Origin of the sequence: Bacteroides sp. AM37-9 (genome assembly GCF_003603455.1) — a bacterium.
Taxonomy (GTDB): Bacteria; Bacteroidota; Bacteroidia; order Bacteroidales; family Bacteroidaceae; genus Bacteroides; species Bacteroides xylanisolvens.
Map to the genome: position 1 here is coordinate 222,844 of NZ_QTNF01000002.1, position 19,042 is coordinate 241,885.

At 38.4% G+C, this 19,042-nt stretch carries 16 protein-coding genes; 8 read left to right on the top strand and 8 right to left on the bottom strand.

Annotation, left to right across the window (positions count from 1 at the left end):
- Positions 1-12: 12 nt before the first annotated feature.
- From DW862_RS02110 to DW862_RS02125, 4 genes are read left to right on the top strand one after another with little or no spacing between them, the layout of a single operon-like run.
- Positions 13-1,098 carry a glycoside hydrolase family 18 gene (locus tag DW862_RS02110; RefSeq protein WP_004323633.1) on the top strand — a complete coding sequence of 362 codons (1,086 nt, stop codon included), beginning with the start codon at positions 13-15 and terminating at the stop codon, positions 1,096-1,098.
- 11 nt (positions 1,099-1,109) lie between these two features.
- Complete coding sequence (locus DW862_RS02115; RefSeq protein WP_004301367.1) at positions 1,110-2,276, top strand: DUF1735 and LamG domain-containing protein; 1,167 nt, start codon at positions 1,110-1,112, stop codon at positions 2,274-2,276.
- A gap of 25 nt (positions 2,277-2,301) precedes the next feature.
- Positions 2,302-3,726 carry a BT_3987 domain-containing protein gene (locus tag DW862_RS02120; protein WP_120067212.1) on the top strand — a complete coding sequence of 475 codons (1,425 nt, stop codon included), beginning with the start codon at positions 2,302-2,304 and terminating at the stop codon, positions 3,724-3,726.
- 32 nt (positions 3,727-3,758) lie between these two features.
- Complete coding sequence (locus DW862_RS02125; RefSeq protein ID WP_120067213.1) at positions 3,759-5,261, top strand: BACON domain-containing protein; 1,503 nt, start codon at positions 3,759-3,761, stop codon at positions 5,259-5,261.
- Between the two features lie 267 nt (positions 5,262-5,528).
- On the opposite strand, the gene DW862_RS02130 is transcribed toward DW862_RS02125, so the two are convergent.
- On the bottom strand, positions 5,529-6,947 hold the full coding sequence (locus DW862_RS02130) for an ATP-dependent RecD-like DNA helicase (protein ID WP_004311005.1): 1,419 nt from the start codon (positions 6,945-6,947) through the stop codon (positions 5,529-5,531).
- A 95-nt stretch (positions 6,948-7,042) separates the two neighbouring features.
- On the opposite strand from DW862_RS02130, the gene DW862_RS02135 reads away from it, so the two are divergent.
- Genes DW862_RS02135 through DW862_RS02145 form a run of 3 tightly spaced genes read left to right on the top strand, consistent with a single transcriptional unit; the run spans position 7,043 to position 9,023 of the window.
- Positions 7,043-7,729 (top strand): hypothetical protein, encoded by a 687-nt coding sequence (locus DW862_RS02135; protein ID WP_004301363.1) that lies wholly within the window; start codon positions 7,043-7,045, stop codon positions 7,727-7,729.
- Entirely contained in the window at positions 7,729-8,499 is a 771-nt protein-coding gene (locus DW862_RS02140; protein WP_004311006.1) for a DUF3822 family protein, read from the top strand. Before DW862_RS02135 ends, DW862_RS02140 begins: the two co-directional genes overlap by 1 nt.
- The gene (locus tag DW862_RS02145) at positions 8,490-9,023 is read left to right on the top strand and encodes an RsmD family RNA methyltransferase (protein WP_004314595.1); all 534 of its coding nucleotides are present in this window, start codon (positions 8,490-8,492) and stop codon (positions 9,021-9,023) included. The genes DW862_RS02140 and DW862_RS02145 overlap by 10 nt, the downstream gene beginning before the upstream one ends.
- Positions 9,024-9,047: 24 nt before the next feature.
- On the opposite strand, the gene cls is transcribed toward DW862_RS02145, so the two are convergent.
- From cls to DW862_RS02160, 3 genes are all read right to left on the bottom strand, one after another.
- Complete coding sequence (cls, locus tag DW862_RS02150; RefSeq protein ID WP_004301164.1) at positions 9,048-10,487, bottom strand: cardiolipin synthase; 1,440 nt, start codon at positions 10,485-10,487, stop codon at positions 9,048-9,050.
- A gap of 132 nt (positions 10,488-10,619) precedes the next feature.
- On the bottom strand, positions 10,620-13,541 hold the full coding sequence (locus DW862_RS02155) for a TonB-dependent receptor (protein ID WP_004311007.1): 2,922 nt from the start codon (positions 13,539-13,541) through the stop codon (positions 10,620-10,622).
- 83 nt (positions 13,542-13,624) lie between these two features.
- The gene (locus tag DW862_RS02160) at positions 13,625-14,029 is read right to left on the bottom strand and encodes a hypothetical protein (protein ID WP_004305412.1); all 405 of its coding nucleotides are present in this window, start codon (positions 14,027-14,029) and stop codon (positions 13,625-13,627) included.
- Between the two features lie 80 nt (positions 14,030-14,109).
- Here DW862_RS02160 and aroB point away from each other — a divergent pair, with 80 nt between their 5' ends.
- Positions 14,110-15,171, top strand: coding sequence for a 3-dehydroquinate synthase (gene aroB / locus DW862_RS02165; RefSeq protein WP_008020580.1), 1,062 nt, complete (start codon positions 14,110-14,112; stop codon positions 15,169-15,171).
- Between the two features lie 112 nt (positions 15,172-15,283).
- Here aroB and DW862_RS02170 read toward each other — a convergent pair whose 3' ends face one another.
- The 4 genes from DW862_RS02170 to DW862_RS26240 all read right to left on the bottom strand — a co-directional run bounded on the left by DW862_RS02170 (position 15,284) and on the right by DW862_RS26240 (position 18,530).
- A complete protein-coding gene (locus tag DW862_RS02170; protein WP_004314597.1) occupies positions 15,284-16,153 on the bottom strand; it encodes an AraC family transcriptional regulator in 870 nt (289 codons plus the stop codon).
- 679 nt (positions 16,154-16,832) lie between these two features.
- Positions 16,833-17,351 carry a hypothetical protein gene (locus tag DW862_RS02175; protein ID WP_229077655.1) on the bottom strand — a complete coding sequence of 173 codons (519 nt, stop codon included), beginning with the start codon at positions 17,349-17,351 and terminating at the stop codon, positions 16,833-16,835.
- Positions 17,352-17,477: 126 nt separating this feature from the next.
- Positions 17,478-17,981 (bottom strand): hypothetical protein, encoded by a 504-nt coding sequence (locus tag DW862_RS02180; protein ID WP_117685260.1) that lies wholly within the window; start codon positions 17,979-17,981, stop codon positions 17,478-17,480.
- A 3-nt stretch (positions 17,982-17,984) separates the two neighbouring features.
- On the bottom strand, positions 17,985-18,530 hold the full coding sequence (locus DW862_RS26240; RefSeq protein ID WP_117685258.1) for a hypothetical protein: 546 nt from the start codon (positions 18,528-18,530) through the stop codon (positions 17,985-17,987).
- Positions 18,531-19,042: the final 512 nt, after the last annotated feature.

A 19,042-nucleotide genomic window follows, 5' to 3' on the forward strand; every position in this document is an offset into this window, starting at 1 on the left:
ATTATAGCATATATGAGAAGAAAAATAAAATATCTCATGCCTGTAATGCTGGCATGTTCTATGATGCAGTTCTCGTGTTCTGACTGGACAGATCCAGAAAGCATCAATATACATACTCCTTCTATGGAGGAACAAAATCCGGAACTTTATGCTCAATACCTGGAATCTCTCAACAACTTTAAAGCAACAGACCATCAGGTAGTAATTGTTTCAGTTAATAATGTAAGTACTGTAACAACCTCACGCAGTCAACATCTTACTGATATGCCTGACAGTCTCGACTATATTTGTCTAAACAATACAATGGAAGTAAATCAGGCAAATATATCTGAGATGAAGGAAGTACGTCGATTGGGTACAAAAGTATTGGGATTAGTTGATTTCGATGCTATAGAAAGTGCATGGAAAAAGATTCTTGAAGAAGAAGCAGCCAACGCTGTACCTAATCCCGAATCTGATGAAACAGAAAATGGAGAAGAAGGAGAAGAGACTGTCGACGATGCAACACGTTTTATTGAATACTGCAAAAGTGAGGTCACTAAACAAATCGCCGCAAGTAACGCTTTAGATGTAGATGGAATTGTAGTGAATTATACAGGCTTCGACCTCAATTCGCTTGTTGAAGAGAATGAAATTGCCGCTGAAACAGCACGTCAAGGAGCATTCTTTGACGCGGTAGCTAACTGGAAAGTTGCGAATACTAATAAGGACTTGCTTTTCAAAGGTTACCCGCAGAACGTTATTGGTAAAAGTCTGCTTTCTGATTGTAAATACATCATTGTCAATGCGCATGGAGCAAAAAACCAATACGAGATGTCTTATCTCATACTCATGGCATCAGCAAAAAACGTACCAACCGACCGCTTCATCATGGGAGTAACAACGCCTTATCTTACCAATTCGGGGAGTTACAATGGTGAACTCGGAGATGGCTCATCTGCCATCATTGGAGCTGCTCAATGGGCAGTGGCAAAGACGCCTGACTACACCAAAGCTGGAATTTCAATTGATGCAGCGGAAAAAGACTATTTTAATGCCAGCAATGTATACCCAACCTTAAAAGAAGCTATAAGTATATTGAGTCCAACCGTTAAATAAAAAACTGCCTTATGAAATTAAACAATTTAATATTTACAGCTCTTGCCGGTTTCTCAATAATTCTTGCCGGTTGCCAGAACAACGATGAAAATGAACAGCATTATGACAATAAACTCTTCATTTCGGCATCGAACTTTACTAAGGAAATACTGTTCAAAGCTGGTGATACAAATGTAGAAACTGGTCTTTCAGTAGCCATAGCAAAGCCTGAAGAACATGATATCAAAGTGACTATGTCACCTGCTCCCGAACTTTTATCAACTTATAAACTGGCATATTACGATGAAACTGCAGTACTTCTTTCTGAAGAACATTATTCAATGCCAGAAACTTCGACTACCATCAAATCAGGTAGTATAGTTAGTCCAGAATTGCCTATTGAATTCATTAATACAGGAGAACTTGATATCAAAACCACTTATGTGCTTCCAGTCACTATTAAATCAGTGGAAGGAATCGGCGTTTTGCAAAGTGCTAAGACATATTATTATGTATTCCGCGGAGCATCACTTATTAATGTGGTATGTAATATCAGTCGTAATCGTGCTTATCCGGACTTCAAGAATGACTCCAAATTCAATAATCTAACGGAGAATACGATGGAGATACTGTTCAAGGCCAATTCATTCCCTAATACTCTGAACACGTTGATGGGTATCGAAAGCAATTATTTGCTCCGTATCGGTGACGCAACCATTCCGAATAACCAACTTCAAGTAGCTACTTCTGTTAACAATTGTACAAGCGCAGACCTTCAACTTGAAAGTGGCAAGTGGTATCATGTAGCTGTCGCATTCAATAAAGGTAATGTCAAAGTATATATCAATGGCGTAGAAAAGCTTTCCGGTTCAACGGGAAAGAGTTCTGTTAGTCTTGGTGCTAAACATACCAATGAGGAAGACGGCTCACGTTGTTTCTGGGTAGGTTATTCCTATAAAGATGACCGCTATTTTGATGGCGTCGTTTCCGAAGTACGAATCTGGAATCGTGCATTAACAGCAGAAGAAATTCAGGCAACAAATCACTTCTACACAATAGAACCTGAATCGGAAGGGCTCATTGCATATTGGAAATTCGACGAAGGTTCGGGTACAGTAGCTAAAGATTACAGCGTGAGTGGCTATGATTTGACAATCGAAAAAGAACCTAAATGGGAATCTGTTTCATTGCCTCAATAATAAATCATTTAACTAAGAATTGAATATGAATATGATAAACAATATCAAATATGCTTTCCTGCCAGTGGTAATGTTCACTATGGCAACCTTCACATCTTGTGAGGAAGACATTGAAATAGGAAACAAGATAGATGAATCTTCTTATTTGGCATCGACTCAACTGAGCGGATTATTATTGGACGAAAATACGAATAAAAACAGTTCGGTAATCGAGCTCCGAAATAATGAATATAGCACTAATGTGGTATTCCGTCTTTCTAAACTACCTCAAAAAGGAGTAGATGTTCAAATAGCTGTCGAGGAATCATATGCAGCTATATACAACACTATCCATGAAACGGATTTCGAAGTGTTTCCTGCCGCTAATGTGAAAATCGCAAATAATGGTACTTTTGTACTTGCCCCAGATGATAAAGTTACCCCAAGCGTGAAAGTTACACTGACTACGTTTGATGGAATGGAAGAGGATAAAACCTACATAGTACCTTTGACAGTAACATCTTCTACTGAAGGAGTAACATTTACTGAAACGTCCAAGCATATGGTGCTTCTCGTTCAAGATTATCGCAACAAACCTAATACTAACAAAGGAGAAGATGCGGTACAAACAGTTCTTTATTTCGAAGTTAATGATACTAACCCGCTCAATGCCCTTGAGTTTCTGACTGAAAGTGGTAAATATTTTTTCGACCATATCGTACTTTTTGCTGCTAATATCAATTGGGATCCAGAGAAACAACGAGTATATTTAGCGAACAATGAAAATGTTCAATTCTTGCTCGACAATAATGATAAGTATCTACAACCATTGCGTAAAGCTGGTATGAAAATTATTATCAGCATCCTTGGTAATCATGACGAAGCTGGTGTCGCTCAACTTTCGGATATGGGAGCTAGGGAATTCGCCCGGGAACTGGCAGCTTATTGCCGTGCTTATAATCTGGACGGCGTCGCTTTCGATGACGAATATTCGAACTCACCAGACCTTTCAAACCCCTGGCTTGCAAGCCCATCAGCTTATGCAGGTTCACGATTAATGTATGAATGTAAAGCTGTCATGCCGGAAAAAATTGTCTCGCTCTATAACCTTGGCAACATGTATTCAAGTAGTCTCCAAGTTATCGATGGTATCGAACCTGGTCAGTATTGCGATTATGCTGTAGCTGACTATGGTGGTGCTGCTGGGCCAGGTACCGGTATGACATTGAAACAGTGTGCTGGTATGTCAATAGAACTAAGACGAGGCAGTGGCAACTCAAGTGAATCTACAGCGCGTTCTAGAAAAGAAGCTGGTTATGGATACTACATGTTCTTCGCACTTGACCCATCATTATATGGTTCACAAGTATATAGATGCCAATCCGTTTGTAAAGGTTTGTACGATGAAACATTAGTTTATCCAAGTTACTATTATAAAAAGAATAGTACAGAACGTGAAGCTATTAACTGATTAATGTATATTTTACCTTAAAAAGAATAGATATGAAATTATTTAAGAATTTAATGATAGTGTTATCGGTATCCCTCCTACTATGGGGTTGTTCTGATGATGATGAATCAATCAATAATGGTAATTCAACAATCTCACTATCGACCAATATACTCCAAGTGGATAAAAATGGAGGGGATGCTACAGTTACTGTAACAAGCTCCGATAACTGGCGGTTGTCAGGAATATGTGATTGGGCACATCCGTCAATAACTTCAGGTAAAGATGGTGATGTAGTTACTTTTACCATCGATCCTAACAAATTAGATGAAAAGCGTACTGCAACCTTCAAGTTTTTCACAGGTTCTTCAGTTGTGCCACTACAAGTAGAGTCTCAACCTGCATATATAATGGATTTACTTTCTGACGAAGCTCTTTCTATTACTAAAGAAAAAAGTACTGTGAGAATTCAACTTAATACCAATGTGGCCGACCCAACGATAACATATAGTGACGGTGGTGAAGAATGGCTGACATTTGATAGACGTAATGAATTCGGCGGTAAAGTAACTTTATCATTCACTGCTGCCGAGAACAAGACATATAAAGATCGTAGTACAAAAATTACAATCTCAAGCCCACTCGTTACTGAGAGTGTCAATGTAGATATTAATCAAAAACAAACAGATGCAATTATCACCGAAAGTAACACTTTAACATATGATCTAACAGCACGCACTATCTCTTTAAAAGTGAAATACAACGTCAATTACGCTATTTCCATAACAAAAGGGAAGGATTGGATCACTGATCAATCAATTTCCGAACCACAAAAAGGTGATGATGGTTTGACTACGGTTACTGTTACTTATAAACTATCCGCATCACCAGCTTCGCGTGGAGGTACAATTCATATTGCCCAAACCAGTGGTACATTAGCAAAAGATATTGCTATTGTTCAAAAAGATCCGGACGCCAGCCCTGTGGAAATTCCAGATGCCGTTCTTCGAGCACTTTGTATATCTAACGGTTGGGCTCTCCCTATTGATGATACCAAATGTATTATTCTTGAAGAAGGATTAAACGCAACTTCATTCTCTAACACCTCATACTCTAACCAGATTAAAGATCTAACCGGAATAGAGTATTTCCCTAACCTGACTTCATTACGTTTAGGTTATTGTTCAAACATGAAAAAGCTTGATATTTCAGGTTTACATAAGGTATCATCACTCACATTTAATAGCCCTACTATTTGTGAAGAGTATAATTTGGGAGATAATCCAATTACTAGTTTCAATGCAGGAGGTAGCTATGTTTATTCGGAGGCAGAAAGTCTTAAAGTCATCAGTAGTAAACTTGAGTCTTTGGATTTAAGTCTTGTTTCCTGGTATGCAAGTTATGATAATGTTACATCAATTGATGCTTCGGAATGTCCAGCATTAACAAACTTAAACGCCAATCGTAGCAGCAAAATTAAGACTCTTTATTTAAAGACTGGTCAAGTGATACCAAAGTTAACTAAGAATGATGCAACTACTATTGTTTACAAATAATTAATATATAGAGAAATAATTTATAGAGAATCCCTTTATTTACTCTTTCCAAATCTGTGAATAGAGTCAAATAAAGGGATTATTGCTATCTATTTTTATCTAATGCTAGCTCTTATCTTAAAATACTCTTTTCATCTATAAACAAACCACAACCAGTACTCAAAGACCTTTTTGAATCCAACAATATTGAAATCAACTGATTATATAATCAATGTAACCTTAAAACTCTAAATCATATAAAGATTAAGAGTCATTCAAAAAACAAAACTATTCCACCTGCTCTTTCGGGTAATTCACCAAATACAGTGTCTTTGTCGCCCGAGTAAAAGCTGTATACAACCACCGGAAATAATCCGGAGTCAAATACTCATCTGTCATATACCCCTGATCTAAAAACACATTCTGCCACTGTCCGCCTTGCGCTTTATGACAGGTTATTGCGTATGCATATTTCACCTGCAAAGCATTGTAATGCGGATCGGCTTTCATCTTTTTCATCCGGTCTCTTTTGTTTGGAATATCTATATAATCCTCAAGTACCGTATAGAACAATCGGTCATTGTCTTCTTTCGGCAATGCAGGTGAGTCCGAATGTAAAGTGTCTAATAATAGATTCGCATCCAATTCAAAATCATTCTGATCAGGAAAGCGGAGAGTAACTTCGGCAAAACGAAAACCATATATTTCACGAGTTCGACGAACACGCCGGACAACTGCAATTTCTCCATTAGCTATAAAATCCATCTCCTTATATTTCTCCGTCCAATAGTAATTATTTTTGGCTATCATCAACATATCTCCTGTATTCAATTCATCTTCACGCCAAAGAATTTGAGCACGTATTCCATTGTTATATAGGTTTGCACGTTTATTGGAACGACAGACAACAATCGTCTCATCCATACCATCATGATCGTAGCAATTAGTTAGTTCCTCTATCAGTTCAGTTCCCGGCACCAGTTTAATATCAGGAAAACCTGCTATTTTTATCTTAGGCAGAGAATAACAATCATCCTCTGCTATCAATTGCCTCAACTGTGTGGCATTCCATAATATTCCGGATTCTTGCACCTGACGGACTACTTGAGTAAGATCAATCTCACGTACTTCAAGTCCATACCCCTTCAATGCATCGGAAAAAAGTGCCGGGCTTAACTCCTCTCCTACCGGAGGAAGCTGCGCGGTATCACCCATTAACAAGAGACGACATCCCTGTCCTGAATAAACAAATTGCACCAAATCATCCAATAAACGTCCTGTTCCAAACATACTGCCCGACAGTCCTTCGTTTGAAATCATGGAAGCCTCGTCGACAATAAACAATGTATTGGTAGCTAAATTGTCATTGATCGAAAAGTTACTAAGTTCATTAGAAAAAGATTGTTGTCTATATATTTTTTTATGAATAGTAAAAGCCGGATGTCCTGCATACACTGAAAAAACTTTTGCCGCACGTCCTGTAGGAGCCAACAATACAGATTTCTGCTGCAGCTGATCCATCGTTTTCACCAATGCCCCTACCAACGATGTTTTACCAGTACCAGCATACCCTCTTAAGATAAAGACTTCATCTGCCAGTGTGGACAGCAGAAACTCTGAAAGAGATTTTACAGCAATTTCCTGCTCTAAAGTTGGCTGATAAGGAAAATTTTCCTTAATTTGCCTTTCTAAATAGTTATTTATCATTTTTGTACGAGAAAAAAGTTCGAGGAACTATCGTATTTAAATTTATTTATTCTATTTTTGCGATGCGAATATAACAACTAAAAACATAATTTATCATGAAAACAGTATTTAATATTGTATTGGTGCTTTGTGCTGCTGCACTGATTTACATCTGTTACACCAGCATTATGGGTCCTATCAATTTTGAAAACGCAAAAAAAGAAAGAGAAAAAGCAGTCATTGCCCGTTTGATCGACATCCGTAAGGCACAGCAGGAATACCGTTCGCTGCACCGCGGAATGTATGCACCCAAATTAGACACACTGATTGATTTCGTTAAAAATCAAAAATTGCCGTTCGTTATGAAGATGGGAATGTTAACTGACAAGCAATTGGAAGATGGACTGACTGAAAAGAAAGCCATGGCTATCATCGAAAAAGCAAAGAAAACCGGTAGATACGATGAAGTTAAGAAATGGGGACTTGAAAACTTCAAACGTGACACTATGTGGGTAGCTGTATTGGATACTATCTATCCCAAAGGATTCAATGCCGACTCTATGAAATATATTCCTCACGGAAATGGTGCTCAATTCGAAATGAACGTGAAAAATGACACTGCCAAGTCTGGTGCTCCGGTATATTTGTTCGAAGTGAAAGCTCCATACGAAACTTATTTGAGCGGACTTGACAAACAAGAAATCATCAACCTAAAAGACCTGGATTCTAAACTAGGCAAATATAGCGGCTTGATGGTAGGTTCTATCGATACTCCAAACAATGGTGCTGGTAACTGGGAATAATGATTGATTTTACTAAATCAAAACAATATACTTTATCCATCCGTCTTAGTACGGATGGATTTTCTTTTTCTATCTATAACCCGATTCATGACGATTCGCTTTCAATAATAGAGAAAGAGATAAATGCGTCTTCATCCCTTACAGCAAATCTAAAAACACTCTTTCACGAATCGGATTTCCTCAATCATCCTTACAAACGAGTAAACATTATGATGGCAGGCAAGCGTTTTACGATTGCGCCATTAGAATTGTTTGAAGAGGAACAGGCGGAACTTCTGTTTTATCATAATCATCAGAAAAAAGAAAACGAAACGGTGCTCTATAATATTCTAAGAAAGAATAATGTAGCTGTCATCTTCGGCATAGACAAAAGCGCACAGACCTTTTTGAATGAACAATATCCCGAAGCTCGTTTCTATTCTCAATCTACTCCATTCATCGATTATTTTTCTGTAAAAAGCAGATTGGGAAACAGTAAGAAGATGTATGCTTCTATACGCAAAGACGGCATTGACATCTATTGTTTTGAACGAGGACATCTGCTTCTGGCTAATTCCTTTGAATGTACGCACACAGAAGACCGTATTTACTATTTATTGTACGCCTGGAAACAACTGGAGTTTAATCAGGAACGGGATGAGTTACACCTAACCGGAATACTTCCGGAGAAAGACGTTTTAATGAGTGAATTGAAAAAGTTTATCCTACAGGTATTCATCATGAATCCTGCAACTAATATTGACATGCAAGCCTTATTAACATGCGAGTAATCAGCGGTATTTACAAACGAAGAAGATTTGACGTGCCTCGGACATTTAAAGCACGCCCTACGACAGATTTCGCCAAAGAAAATCTGTTTAATGTACTCAATAACTATATCGATTTTGAAGAAGGAATAACAGCTCTTGATTTGTTTGCCGGAACGGGAAGCATCAGTATCGAATTGGTATCCCGCGGATGCGACCGTGTTATCAGCATTGAGAAAGATCCTGCACATCACTCATTCATCTGCAAAATTATGAAAGAGGTGCAGACAGACAAATGTCTGCCGATACGCGGAGATGTATTCAAGTTTATCAAAAATGGCCGCGAACAGTTCGACTTCATCTTTGCCGATCCTCCCTACGCTTTAAAAGAGTTGGAAACAATACCCGAATTAATCTTTCAGAATAATCTTCTCAAAGAAGGAGGATTATTGGTACTGGAGCATGGAAAAGATAATAATTTCGAAGAAAATCCACATTTCCTTGAGAGAAGGGTGTATGGAAGTGTGAACTTCTCACTATTCAGATAAGATCCAAATACAATTTCATCCTTATTAAAGTAGCGGAGCCAATAAACGCACGATAGACTCCGCAGCTTTTTGTCTCCACGAACGTCTGCCCCAATTCTTCAAAAAGATCTGTGTACTTTCGCGCTGGTCCTGAAGAAATATTTCTTTCATTTCAAGGGCAGTTTCTACGTCATACATAAAAGCATTCACCTCAAAGTTATGCTCAAAGCTACGGAAGTCAACATTGGTAGAGCCTACAGTGGAAAGCATATCATCTGAAACCATCAGCTTAGAATGTAGAAAACCTTTCTTATAAAAATAGACCTTAACACCTGCCTGCATCACATCTGCCAAATAAGAACGCGATCCAAGATGAGTTATCCAGTTATCTGCACGTTCCGGTAACATCAAGCGTATATCCACCCCAGACAATGCTGCTGTTTGCATAGCTGCTAATATTGGTTCTGTAGGCAAAAAATAAGGTGTTTGCATATAGAAATATTTTTTTGCACTGGTAATGGCAACAGTCAATCCCTGCATGATTTCTTTCCATGGCCCGATAGGCTCACTCGTGACAATTTGCACTAAAGAACTTCCGCAAGAGTCAATCTTCGGAAAATAACGGGAAGCGGTTATCAACGTACGGTCTACAAAATACCAATCAAGCAAAAAAGCCGTTTGTAAACCATGCACTGCCTTGCCTTCCAACATGATATGCGTATCTCGCCAAATCCCCCAAGAAAAGCCACGCATATAACGTTCTGCCAGGTTCATTCCCCCAACGAAGCCCACGCGTCCGTCAATAACGACAATCTTTCTATGGTTGCGGTAATTCACCCTACTGGTAAATAAGGGAAAACGTACTTTCAAAAAGCTCCTGACTTCAATACCGGCATTGCGCATTTCTTCAAAAAAACGGTTAGGCACATGCCAGCAACCTACATCATCATAGATAACCCGTACTTCAACCCCGTGAGAAGCTTTTTCTATCAGCACATCCCTGACCATACGCCCGATAGCGTCATCTTCAAAGATGTAATATTCCATGTGGATATGCTGCTTCGCTTTTTGCAGTTCACGCAACAATGATTGAAGTTTGGTATATCCTTCGGTATAGACTGCCACACGGTTCCCCTCAAATGGAAACGCTTGATTCGTTTGCTGGAAAAGCTGAATAAGACGGGAGTATTCATAAGGAACGTCCGAACAATCCTGTGCGAGATATTCGGCCATTGGTTTCTTCAATAAGCGGTCGTAGCTTTTTTGCCCAATGATACGTTCGCGACGTTGACTCCGCCCAAAGAAAAAATAAAAGACAAGTCCGACAATAGGAAGGAAAAGTAATATGAGTATCCATGCCATGGTTTTAACCGGATTCCGGTTGTCAAGAATGATGATGACAATCGTACCGATAATGGCTCCAAAATAAAGAATATCAAAAGCCACTGTTGCTATCTGGCTAAGCATATAGTTCCAATCAATCATAGGAATCTCCTTTCATACGGATACTAAACAACAAATATAGAGTAAATTCTCGGATTAACAAAGAAGTCCCGGCAACAACATTGAATCGTTGTGCCGGGACTTCCTGTTTTTATTTAAACCTATTACTCTGCTTTAGTGTGGTCTGCCACCTCCAAAGCCACCACGCGGGCCACGAGGTCCACCACCATCAAAACCGCCATGACGCATATTGCCGCGAGCTTCTTTATTTCCAAAAACATTCAGACGATAAGAGAAACGAAGCATGCAGTAGCTATTAATTCCGTTATATTCAGAAACAGAACGCATATCGGCTGTTAACGAACGGCTGATATTAGATTGCTGCCGCAGAATATCATATACTTCAAAACTGATGGTTGCGGCATTGCCTTTCAGGAAGTTTTGGGCAATCTGTGCATTCCAAATAAGTTCATTCTTATTCATACTGGCATCACGATAACCACGACGAGCGTTATTAGTGATATTGGTAGACAACGTCATACTCCAAGGTAAAGAGATATTAGTACTTGCACCATAACCAAATGTATAGGGTTCTTGATTGTTTTCCGGACGCAGTTGATTTCGCTCAAAGTTATAGTTGATTGAACCATTCAAGGTAAATTCAAACCAGTCGTTACGGAAAGTTCCATTCAAATTCTCTCCGAAAGTCAGTGTCGTACTAGTGTTCTTGTCATTTATTTTAGTATCGTCATTAAAAAGATAAGAAACCGCATTGGTATAATTAGCACGGGAGAAAGAATTTATGGTAAACCGCTTATCTCTCAATGCAGTATTGAATCCAAACATTCCCATCGCATTCCAGTTTCCGTTGATATTCTCCGGTTTAACAGTCACTCCACCAGTACTCTGATTATAAGTAGTGGCATTAGTAATGCTATTTTGAGTCATATTCAAGTTTGCATGAGCCATCATGCCACGCTGTTTATCTGCATTATAAGTATTATAAAACAAACGCATAGAATGAGAGAAAGAAGGTTTCAATCCCGGATTACCCTTACGGATATTCAACGGATTAGAGTCATCAGTTACATCAAGCAAATTTTCCATACTCGGCTGGCTTGCACGTCCCCGATAGGTAAAGCGCAACTGGCTGACTTTAGAAAATCTGTAACGAAAATCAACGTTAGGAGCAAAATTGAACACATTTCTTTTTACTACAGTATCTACTTCGGCCTTCTTATAATCCAATCTGGTGTTCTGCGGTTGCAAAGATACTCCAAAGTTCAATCTATATTTCTCGCGGATAATATTTAGTCCTGCATTAATATCATGGTTATAATATTTATATTGAGCATACTTACTCAAATCTCTATCTTTATTCTCTTCATATCCTACAGGCAGACCATCACCAAAATTCCAAAACCAATCCTGTCCTTTATCTGCATCAGGAATCAAGCTGTATGTACTTCTGTCACTTTCACTATATTTATATTGAAATTTATAGCGGAACTGTAAGAAGGTAGCTCTCGCAATCGGTTCGCTATAAGTCAGTTCGGCAGTATAATCATAATTCTTGGTTGGAGAAGTAGTATATTGTTTACGCTCATCATCTTCTTTTTTTGCATTATCATCAAAATAACGCGTCAATGATTCACTAAACTGTTCGCTGTCATTATCTCCATAACTAAATGTACCACGGAAAGTGATGTTTCGTCCCTGATTATTCAATCTACGATTCACTTGCAAAGAAGCATTTGCAGAGAGATTCTGCCCTTCAGATTTTGATTCACTATTACTGGCGTTGACACGAATAGCTTCTAAAGGATCATCCGTACTTCCCCAGAAAATCTTATTCAAAAACTCATTAGGATTAGACACCAAATTAAATGGATCTCCATTAAAAGTACCCGATTCGGAAATAGAATAACTATTAGACTTTCCATAAGAAACGTTCGGACGGAAAATGATATTTGTCAATGTGTCCGGTTTCCACTCCAACCGAAAGTCTGCATTAAAGTTCGTATTCTTATTGCGGCCTTTACTGTTCGAATTTGAATAAGAATTTCCATTTTGCAGGAAACGTTCCGAGTAGTTTGTAGATGTTGCATCCCGATCACTGAAATTATAACGGGCACTACCTCCCAGTTCCAATTTTTCAGTCTGGGTAGCAAAGTTAGCCCCTAACATCTTGGTAGCAGTCAAACCATTGCTGTTCCGGAAACGAGGTCCGCCACCTCCACCGGAGAATCCCTGATCGTTCACATTATTAGCAGAACCGATTAAAGAGAATTGGCTATTATCGACAAAACGATTCAACATCAAGTTGCTTCCGTAACGATCTTCTGTACCACCGGCAACACTTGCATTACCAAACCAACCTTGATTCATACCTTTCTTCACTTTCAGGTCAAGAACAGTTTCTTCTTCTCCGTCATCTATTCCGGTAACACGTGCCAAGTCCGATTTTTTATCGTATGTTTTCAGTTTGTCGATCATGTTGACCGGTAAGTTCTTCAATCCGGTTTTCACATCACCGCCAAAGAACTCTTTACCATCCACCATAATCTTCTTTACTTCTTTACCATTGATTTTGACGTTACCGTCATCGTCTATTTCTGCTCCCGGAAGTTTCTTCACCAACTCTTCGAGCATCGCCCCTTCGGGAGTACGGTAAGCTGTTGAGTTATATTCCAGCGTATCTTCTTTCACGACCACCTGCGGAGCTTCGGCAGTAATCACCGCTTCCTTCAGCATGACAGCATCAGGGTCCAATGTAATGGTTCCCAATTTTTTATCAGTGGCGTTAGCAGATAATTGTACCGGTACGAGCTTGGTTCGGAATCCAATATAGGAAACTTTCAACACATATTTTCCGGCTTTTACTTTGGGGAGAGTAAACCATCCTTGGTTACTACTGGCTATACCGGCGGCATAAGCACTATCAGGTAATGATAGCAATTGAACTGTAGCCTGCGCTGCGGGCTCTTTAGTATCGGATTCCACCACACGTCCCGAAACGGTAATAACCTTATTCTGTGCAAAAATTGAGAAGGTGCATAGCAACATCAGCACCAACCCTGCTGAAAATCTTTTCATTTACCTTATTTACGATTATATTAGTAGCAATAACAATGTCTTTTTGACAAATCGAATCGTAAAAGGTTTAATTGAAAAGAAAATTATCTTTTAAAGAATCGATCAACAAGCGCTTTTTTCAGACCAAACTCCAGACAAAGCACATTAAAAACCAGAAAAGTAAGGAAAGAGGAAGTATCGACGTTTATCACATCTCCTTGCATAACACGCCACAACATACCACCAAAGACGAACAAGAATGTCAAAAAGATAGCATTACGAACAGCCGAATTCCGGATTTGCTCCGTTTCACGGCTTTCATTCTTACTCAATGCAAAGATTATTAACAAGCATCCTGCCATCATCAACAACTTTGTACATTCTTTATAAAACAGCAAGTTAGTATCAGTTACTACTCCCTGCATCACCAAAATAAAAGGGATGAACAGAGCTACCAACAAGACAACATATCCTAAAGGACGACAATATACAGGTAATAATGCTTTCATGATTAAACGTTTTAATGAGACAAAAGTAAGTAAAAAAAGATATTTTATATACATTTGCAGAGTAAAAAAGCAAAAGAATCATGAGTAAACAAGAAGTTATTCTCTGCGAAAGCTTGGAAACGAGCCTCGGTCGTGCCATTGAGCTATGTCCGCATGACAAATTATTCGTCCTCACAGACGAGCATACCCAGCGTCTTTGTCTCCCTTCTCTAAAGGAATCGGATCTGTTAAAAGATGCTGTAGAAATCTGTATCGGAGCAGAAGATGTGCATAAAACTCTGGAAACACTCGCTTCCGTCTGGATGGCATTAAGTACTCAAGGGGCTACCCGCCACTCTTTACTTATCAATCTTGGAGGAGGGATGGTGACAGATCTCGGAGGTTTTGCCGCAGCTACATTCAAACGGGGCATTTCCTATATCAATATACCAACCACTCTGCTCGCTATGGTGGACGCATCAGTGGGGGGTAAAACAGGAATCAACTTCAACGGACTGAAAAATGAAATCGGTGCTTTCGCTCCGGCAAACAGTGTATTGATTGAAACTGAATTCCTACGCACATTGGACACACACAATTTCTTCTCCGGATATGCTGAAATGTTGAAGCACGGTTTGATTAGCAATACGGCACATTGGGCAGAATTGCTCAATTTCGATTCCTCTAGTATTGATTATGCAGCTCTCAAACAATTGGTAGGTCAATCGGTACAAGTGAAAGAAGATATTGTAGAACAGGATCCCTTCGAACATGGAATCCGCAAAGCATTAAATCTGGGACACACCGTAGGACATGCGTTCGAAAGTATGGCACTGGCAGAAAACCGTCCTGTATTACATGGATATGCAGTAGCTTGGGGAATTGTGTGCGAACTGTATCTTTCTCATCTCAAAGTAGGTTTCCCGAAAGAGAAAATGCGGCAAACGATCCAGTTTATCAAGGATAATTATGGTGTATTTACTTTCGACTGCAAGAAATATGACCAACTGTATGCATTTATGACGCATGATAAAAAGAATACTTCAGGTACTATCAATTTCACCTTACTAAAAGATATTGGAGACATTTGCATCAATCAGACTGCCGATAAGGACACTATCTTCGAAATGCTCGACTTCTATCGCGAATGTATGGGAATTTAATCCATCCTACATCAGATATACCACATAGTAAAAGGGAATGAAATAGACTTCATTCCCTTTCTCTTCCCAATCCCTATAGATATTATTGCCTATTGTGAGGCAATTGTCCGCACTATTGTTCTAAGTTACTCATTCGATATTGTGAAAGCGACATTCCTGTATGCTTTCTAAAAAAACGTCCAAGCGACGATTGATTCGCAAAGTTCGTTTTAATCGCTATTTCCTGAATGTTCAGGCTTGTGTTTTTCAACAAAGCCTTGATTTCTAATATGATGTATTCAACAATCCAGTCTTTAGCAGACTTCCCGCTTGTCTCCTTAATTACCATAGTCAGGTATTTGGAAGTAATACACAGTTTATCCGCATAAAAAGCCACATCCTTATTCTCCTTAAAATGCTTCATGATAAGCCCAAAGAATTTATTAGCCAACTCTTCTTTACGGGTATCCCTGCGGGCAGTCATCAAGGTCGATTCCTTTTGATAAGCATTGAACAGTTCCAGATACAGATACCTCAACAAATGAATAATCAGCTCACGCCTATATATATCTTGAGAGGTAACTTTATCTTTTATCATACCCAGATAATTATACATCCGGGGAATATCGCGTTCCGTCTGCGGATACCAGTAATGAGTCCGCATATAGAAAAAGAAATGCGGAGAAAATCTGGGCACACCACTTAACGCATCACTAAACAGTGAAGTAGATATAACCATCGTAACGGTCGAGAAATCTTCACTTGGCTCACTAAATGAGACAAATTGTCCGGGTAATAATATAATCAATTCCTCCGGTTGTATCCAATGTACATCTTCATGCACTGTAATTTTGGCCTTTCCACCTAAACAATATATAATCAAAGCTGATTGATTATTAGAAGGATAAGAAGTCAAAGGAAGATACTTCAGATTTTGATAAAATTTAAAATCGTCACCCAGGACGTATATCTCTAATGTCTCTCTATTTTTAATGTCTAACATTTAACACCTTTCTAAACTAAGTCTTTTTACAAATGTATAACTTCCTAATTTACCACGCACCAAAAATGGAAATATAGTATCATACTAAGGAAGTCAAACACCTTTTATTTACATTAATTTATAAACAAACTCTCTGATTGTTAGTTCATTTATCATTTTCCTATTTCGTTTTATTATAGACTGACCTGGTTTTTATAGTGTTTTTAGGACAAGAAAAGGATTAATGCTTTCAAATGAAAAATAAGTAGATTGTTTTCTAATTCAAGCAAAATTAAAGAAATGTACTTTTATATCACATAAGAGGCAATCAAAAGAACTACTAACTCATTGAGATAAAGATTTGCATGACCACAAGAAAGACTAATAATCAGAATAATAGCTATAAATCGGCACAATTCATACTAGAAAAATCAACGGATTATTTGCTAATTAAAAATTAATCTGTACTTTTGCATCCGCAATTCGGGGTGTAGCTCAGCCCGGTTAGAGTACGCGTCTGGGGGCATTGAAATGAGTAAAAGATTTTCATCATACAATCATATATAAAACAAGGAGTTAGATAGTTATCTAGCTCCTTTATTTTTATACCGATTAAAATTCGATTAAAGTTTTCGGGATATTTAGTCCAAACTAAAGCAAATTGCAGTGTAAAATCTCTTTTGCGTTCTTCGTGTTTTTATCACATTAAATACCTTACCACAGACTCCCAATTTGGAAACCGTTCAGAACCGAACAATATAAGCTCACCTTTAAAATCGGCAGCACCATTCTTTTTCCTGTCATCTATTAAATAATCCCCTGCATTCAAGTTTTTGTGGTGCGACAAGATCAAACGTTTATAGCATACTTCACCCAAATAACGCTTCACCCATTCTAACTTGTCAGACCATGCACTTGGGTTATCCCATGGAGCTGTTGATAAAATGTAAATGTCGTATTTGTCTTTTAAACGATTCATGGCATCTATTGCCCCTTCATTGGGTTGCATTTTTGCAAATATATTAGGGACTTCATCATAACACCCCGCATATCGGCTTTTTAAGTCCTCATTTAAAGCGTCTATGCCCGATTGGAAGTTTACCAATACGTTATCCATGTCTACATATAAAACTTTCTTATTTGAGCACCGTTCGAGCCTTCCTTGCCCCACATGATGTGGAGTAGGTATATTCACAGTAGTAGATTCTAATTTTCCCATAACTTATAAGTTTTTAATTCTCCACACATCGCACATATCAAACACTACAAGAATTCCGTCCATCCAAATATTATATACAATTTCCACTTTACTTCCAATATCAGTCATTTATACTATTTCATCATTTCATAGATTTATATACAAGGGACTTTCCCATTGTGTTTTTATAGGATATATATGAGCATGATCCGTCTCGATGAATATGAGATTCTTCACACTTCCATGTCGTATTGCTAGCTTTGATGTTCCTTGAGTAAAATTTTCAAGAGGTAGTGCAGTAATAACAAGAGCACTCCGGTGGTCTTCACCATTAAACATCGCTGTTCCACGATAGACGTACTGACTATCTACTAAATAAGTGTTAAACTGTTGTTTTGGGTCACGTATGGCATTTCCAGACGTTGTACGCTGTACTTCATCCAATTTTACCCATATCACCAAATTATGGTCGTCGTTATTGGTAATTTGTAGTCGGAATTGATGAGTTGTGTCTTCACTTATTATGAGTCCCTCATTTTCATTTAGTTGGTAGTAAAACCTACTAATAATATCTCCACTAGAGGCATTATTACATGCACTCATTATAAAAATCGCTAAAGTTACGACAATCCAAAATTTTAATGTTTTCATATTTTATTGATTTAAAGGGAATAAGTAGGTTAATTGACACCCCTGATCAGGTTTATTGACTGAACAATTTTCCACATATATACAATTCCCGCACCCGTCCTGTTCCTCTATGCGAACTGTCTTTCGAGCTACATAATCCTCTAATCGTTTAGACGTTACAATCGTGGTTGCCACACTCTTATCTTTTTGGTTAAATTGTACGGCTTCTCCTGTATAAATGTAGACTATCGGGGCGATGTAGGTGTCAAGCATATTAAATCTATCTTTAAATGCTTTGTTGTTAAACGTAAATTTCTCCGATTGCAGGCTCACCCATGTCACAAATAAAATATCACCGTCTTTATCACACACCCTCAAACGAAATTTATCCGGTGCAAGTTCGGTAATCTTAAGAGTTACCCCTTCATCCATAGGTTGGCGGTCATCGGGGTTCAAAGTTAATACCTTGGCGTAATAGTTTTCGTTCTTGTTTTGTGTACCACTACAAGCAAACATAACAATCATAGAAGCCGCTAATATTACGGCTATCCCCAAATTTGATATTTTCATATTACAATTATTGCTTCCCTAGCCCCAACAAGAAAGGTTTGTATAAAAAAGAAAGCGTGAGGCTGTTAGAATTATCTGTTTTAGAGGTTCTGGACAAACCTATCACACGAGATAAAACGACACCCCACGCTAAACTGTATATATCATTTGAGTATGTATATACGGCTAGCATGAACGTTTGTATCGCCAATCCCCGTGTGATTCGAAATTGTCCAGATTTCTAAAAACGGGATAAAGCTAAACGCTTCCATAATTAACTATGTCCACCAAACAGGGATAAACCTGTATGATGCGACAAATATAGTCAAAATTCCACGTCCTACAAACGTTTTTCGGGGTGTCATGGAACAAATTTATATAAAACTTGATACCCAACAAGGATTTTAGGAAAGAACTTCGATGAGGCTTCCCAAACCTCTGATATCACTTTTGTCAATGAGACGTCGCTATTAGCCTCATCACTATGCCCTTCCCCTACCTTTTCACTACATATCTACTCCAATCCATTCTAT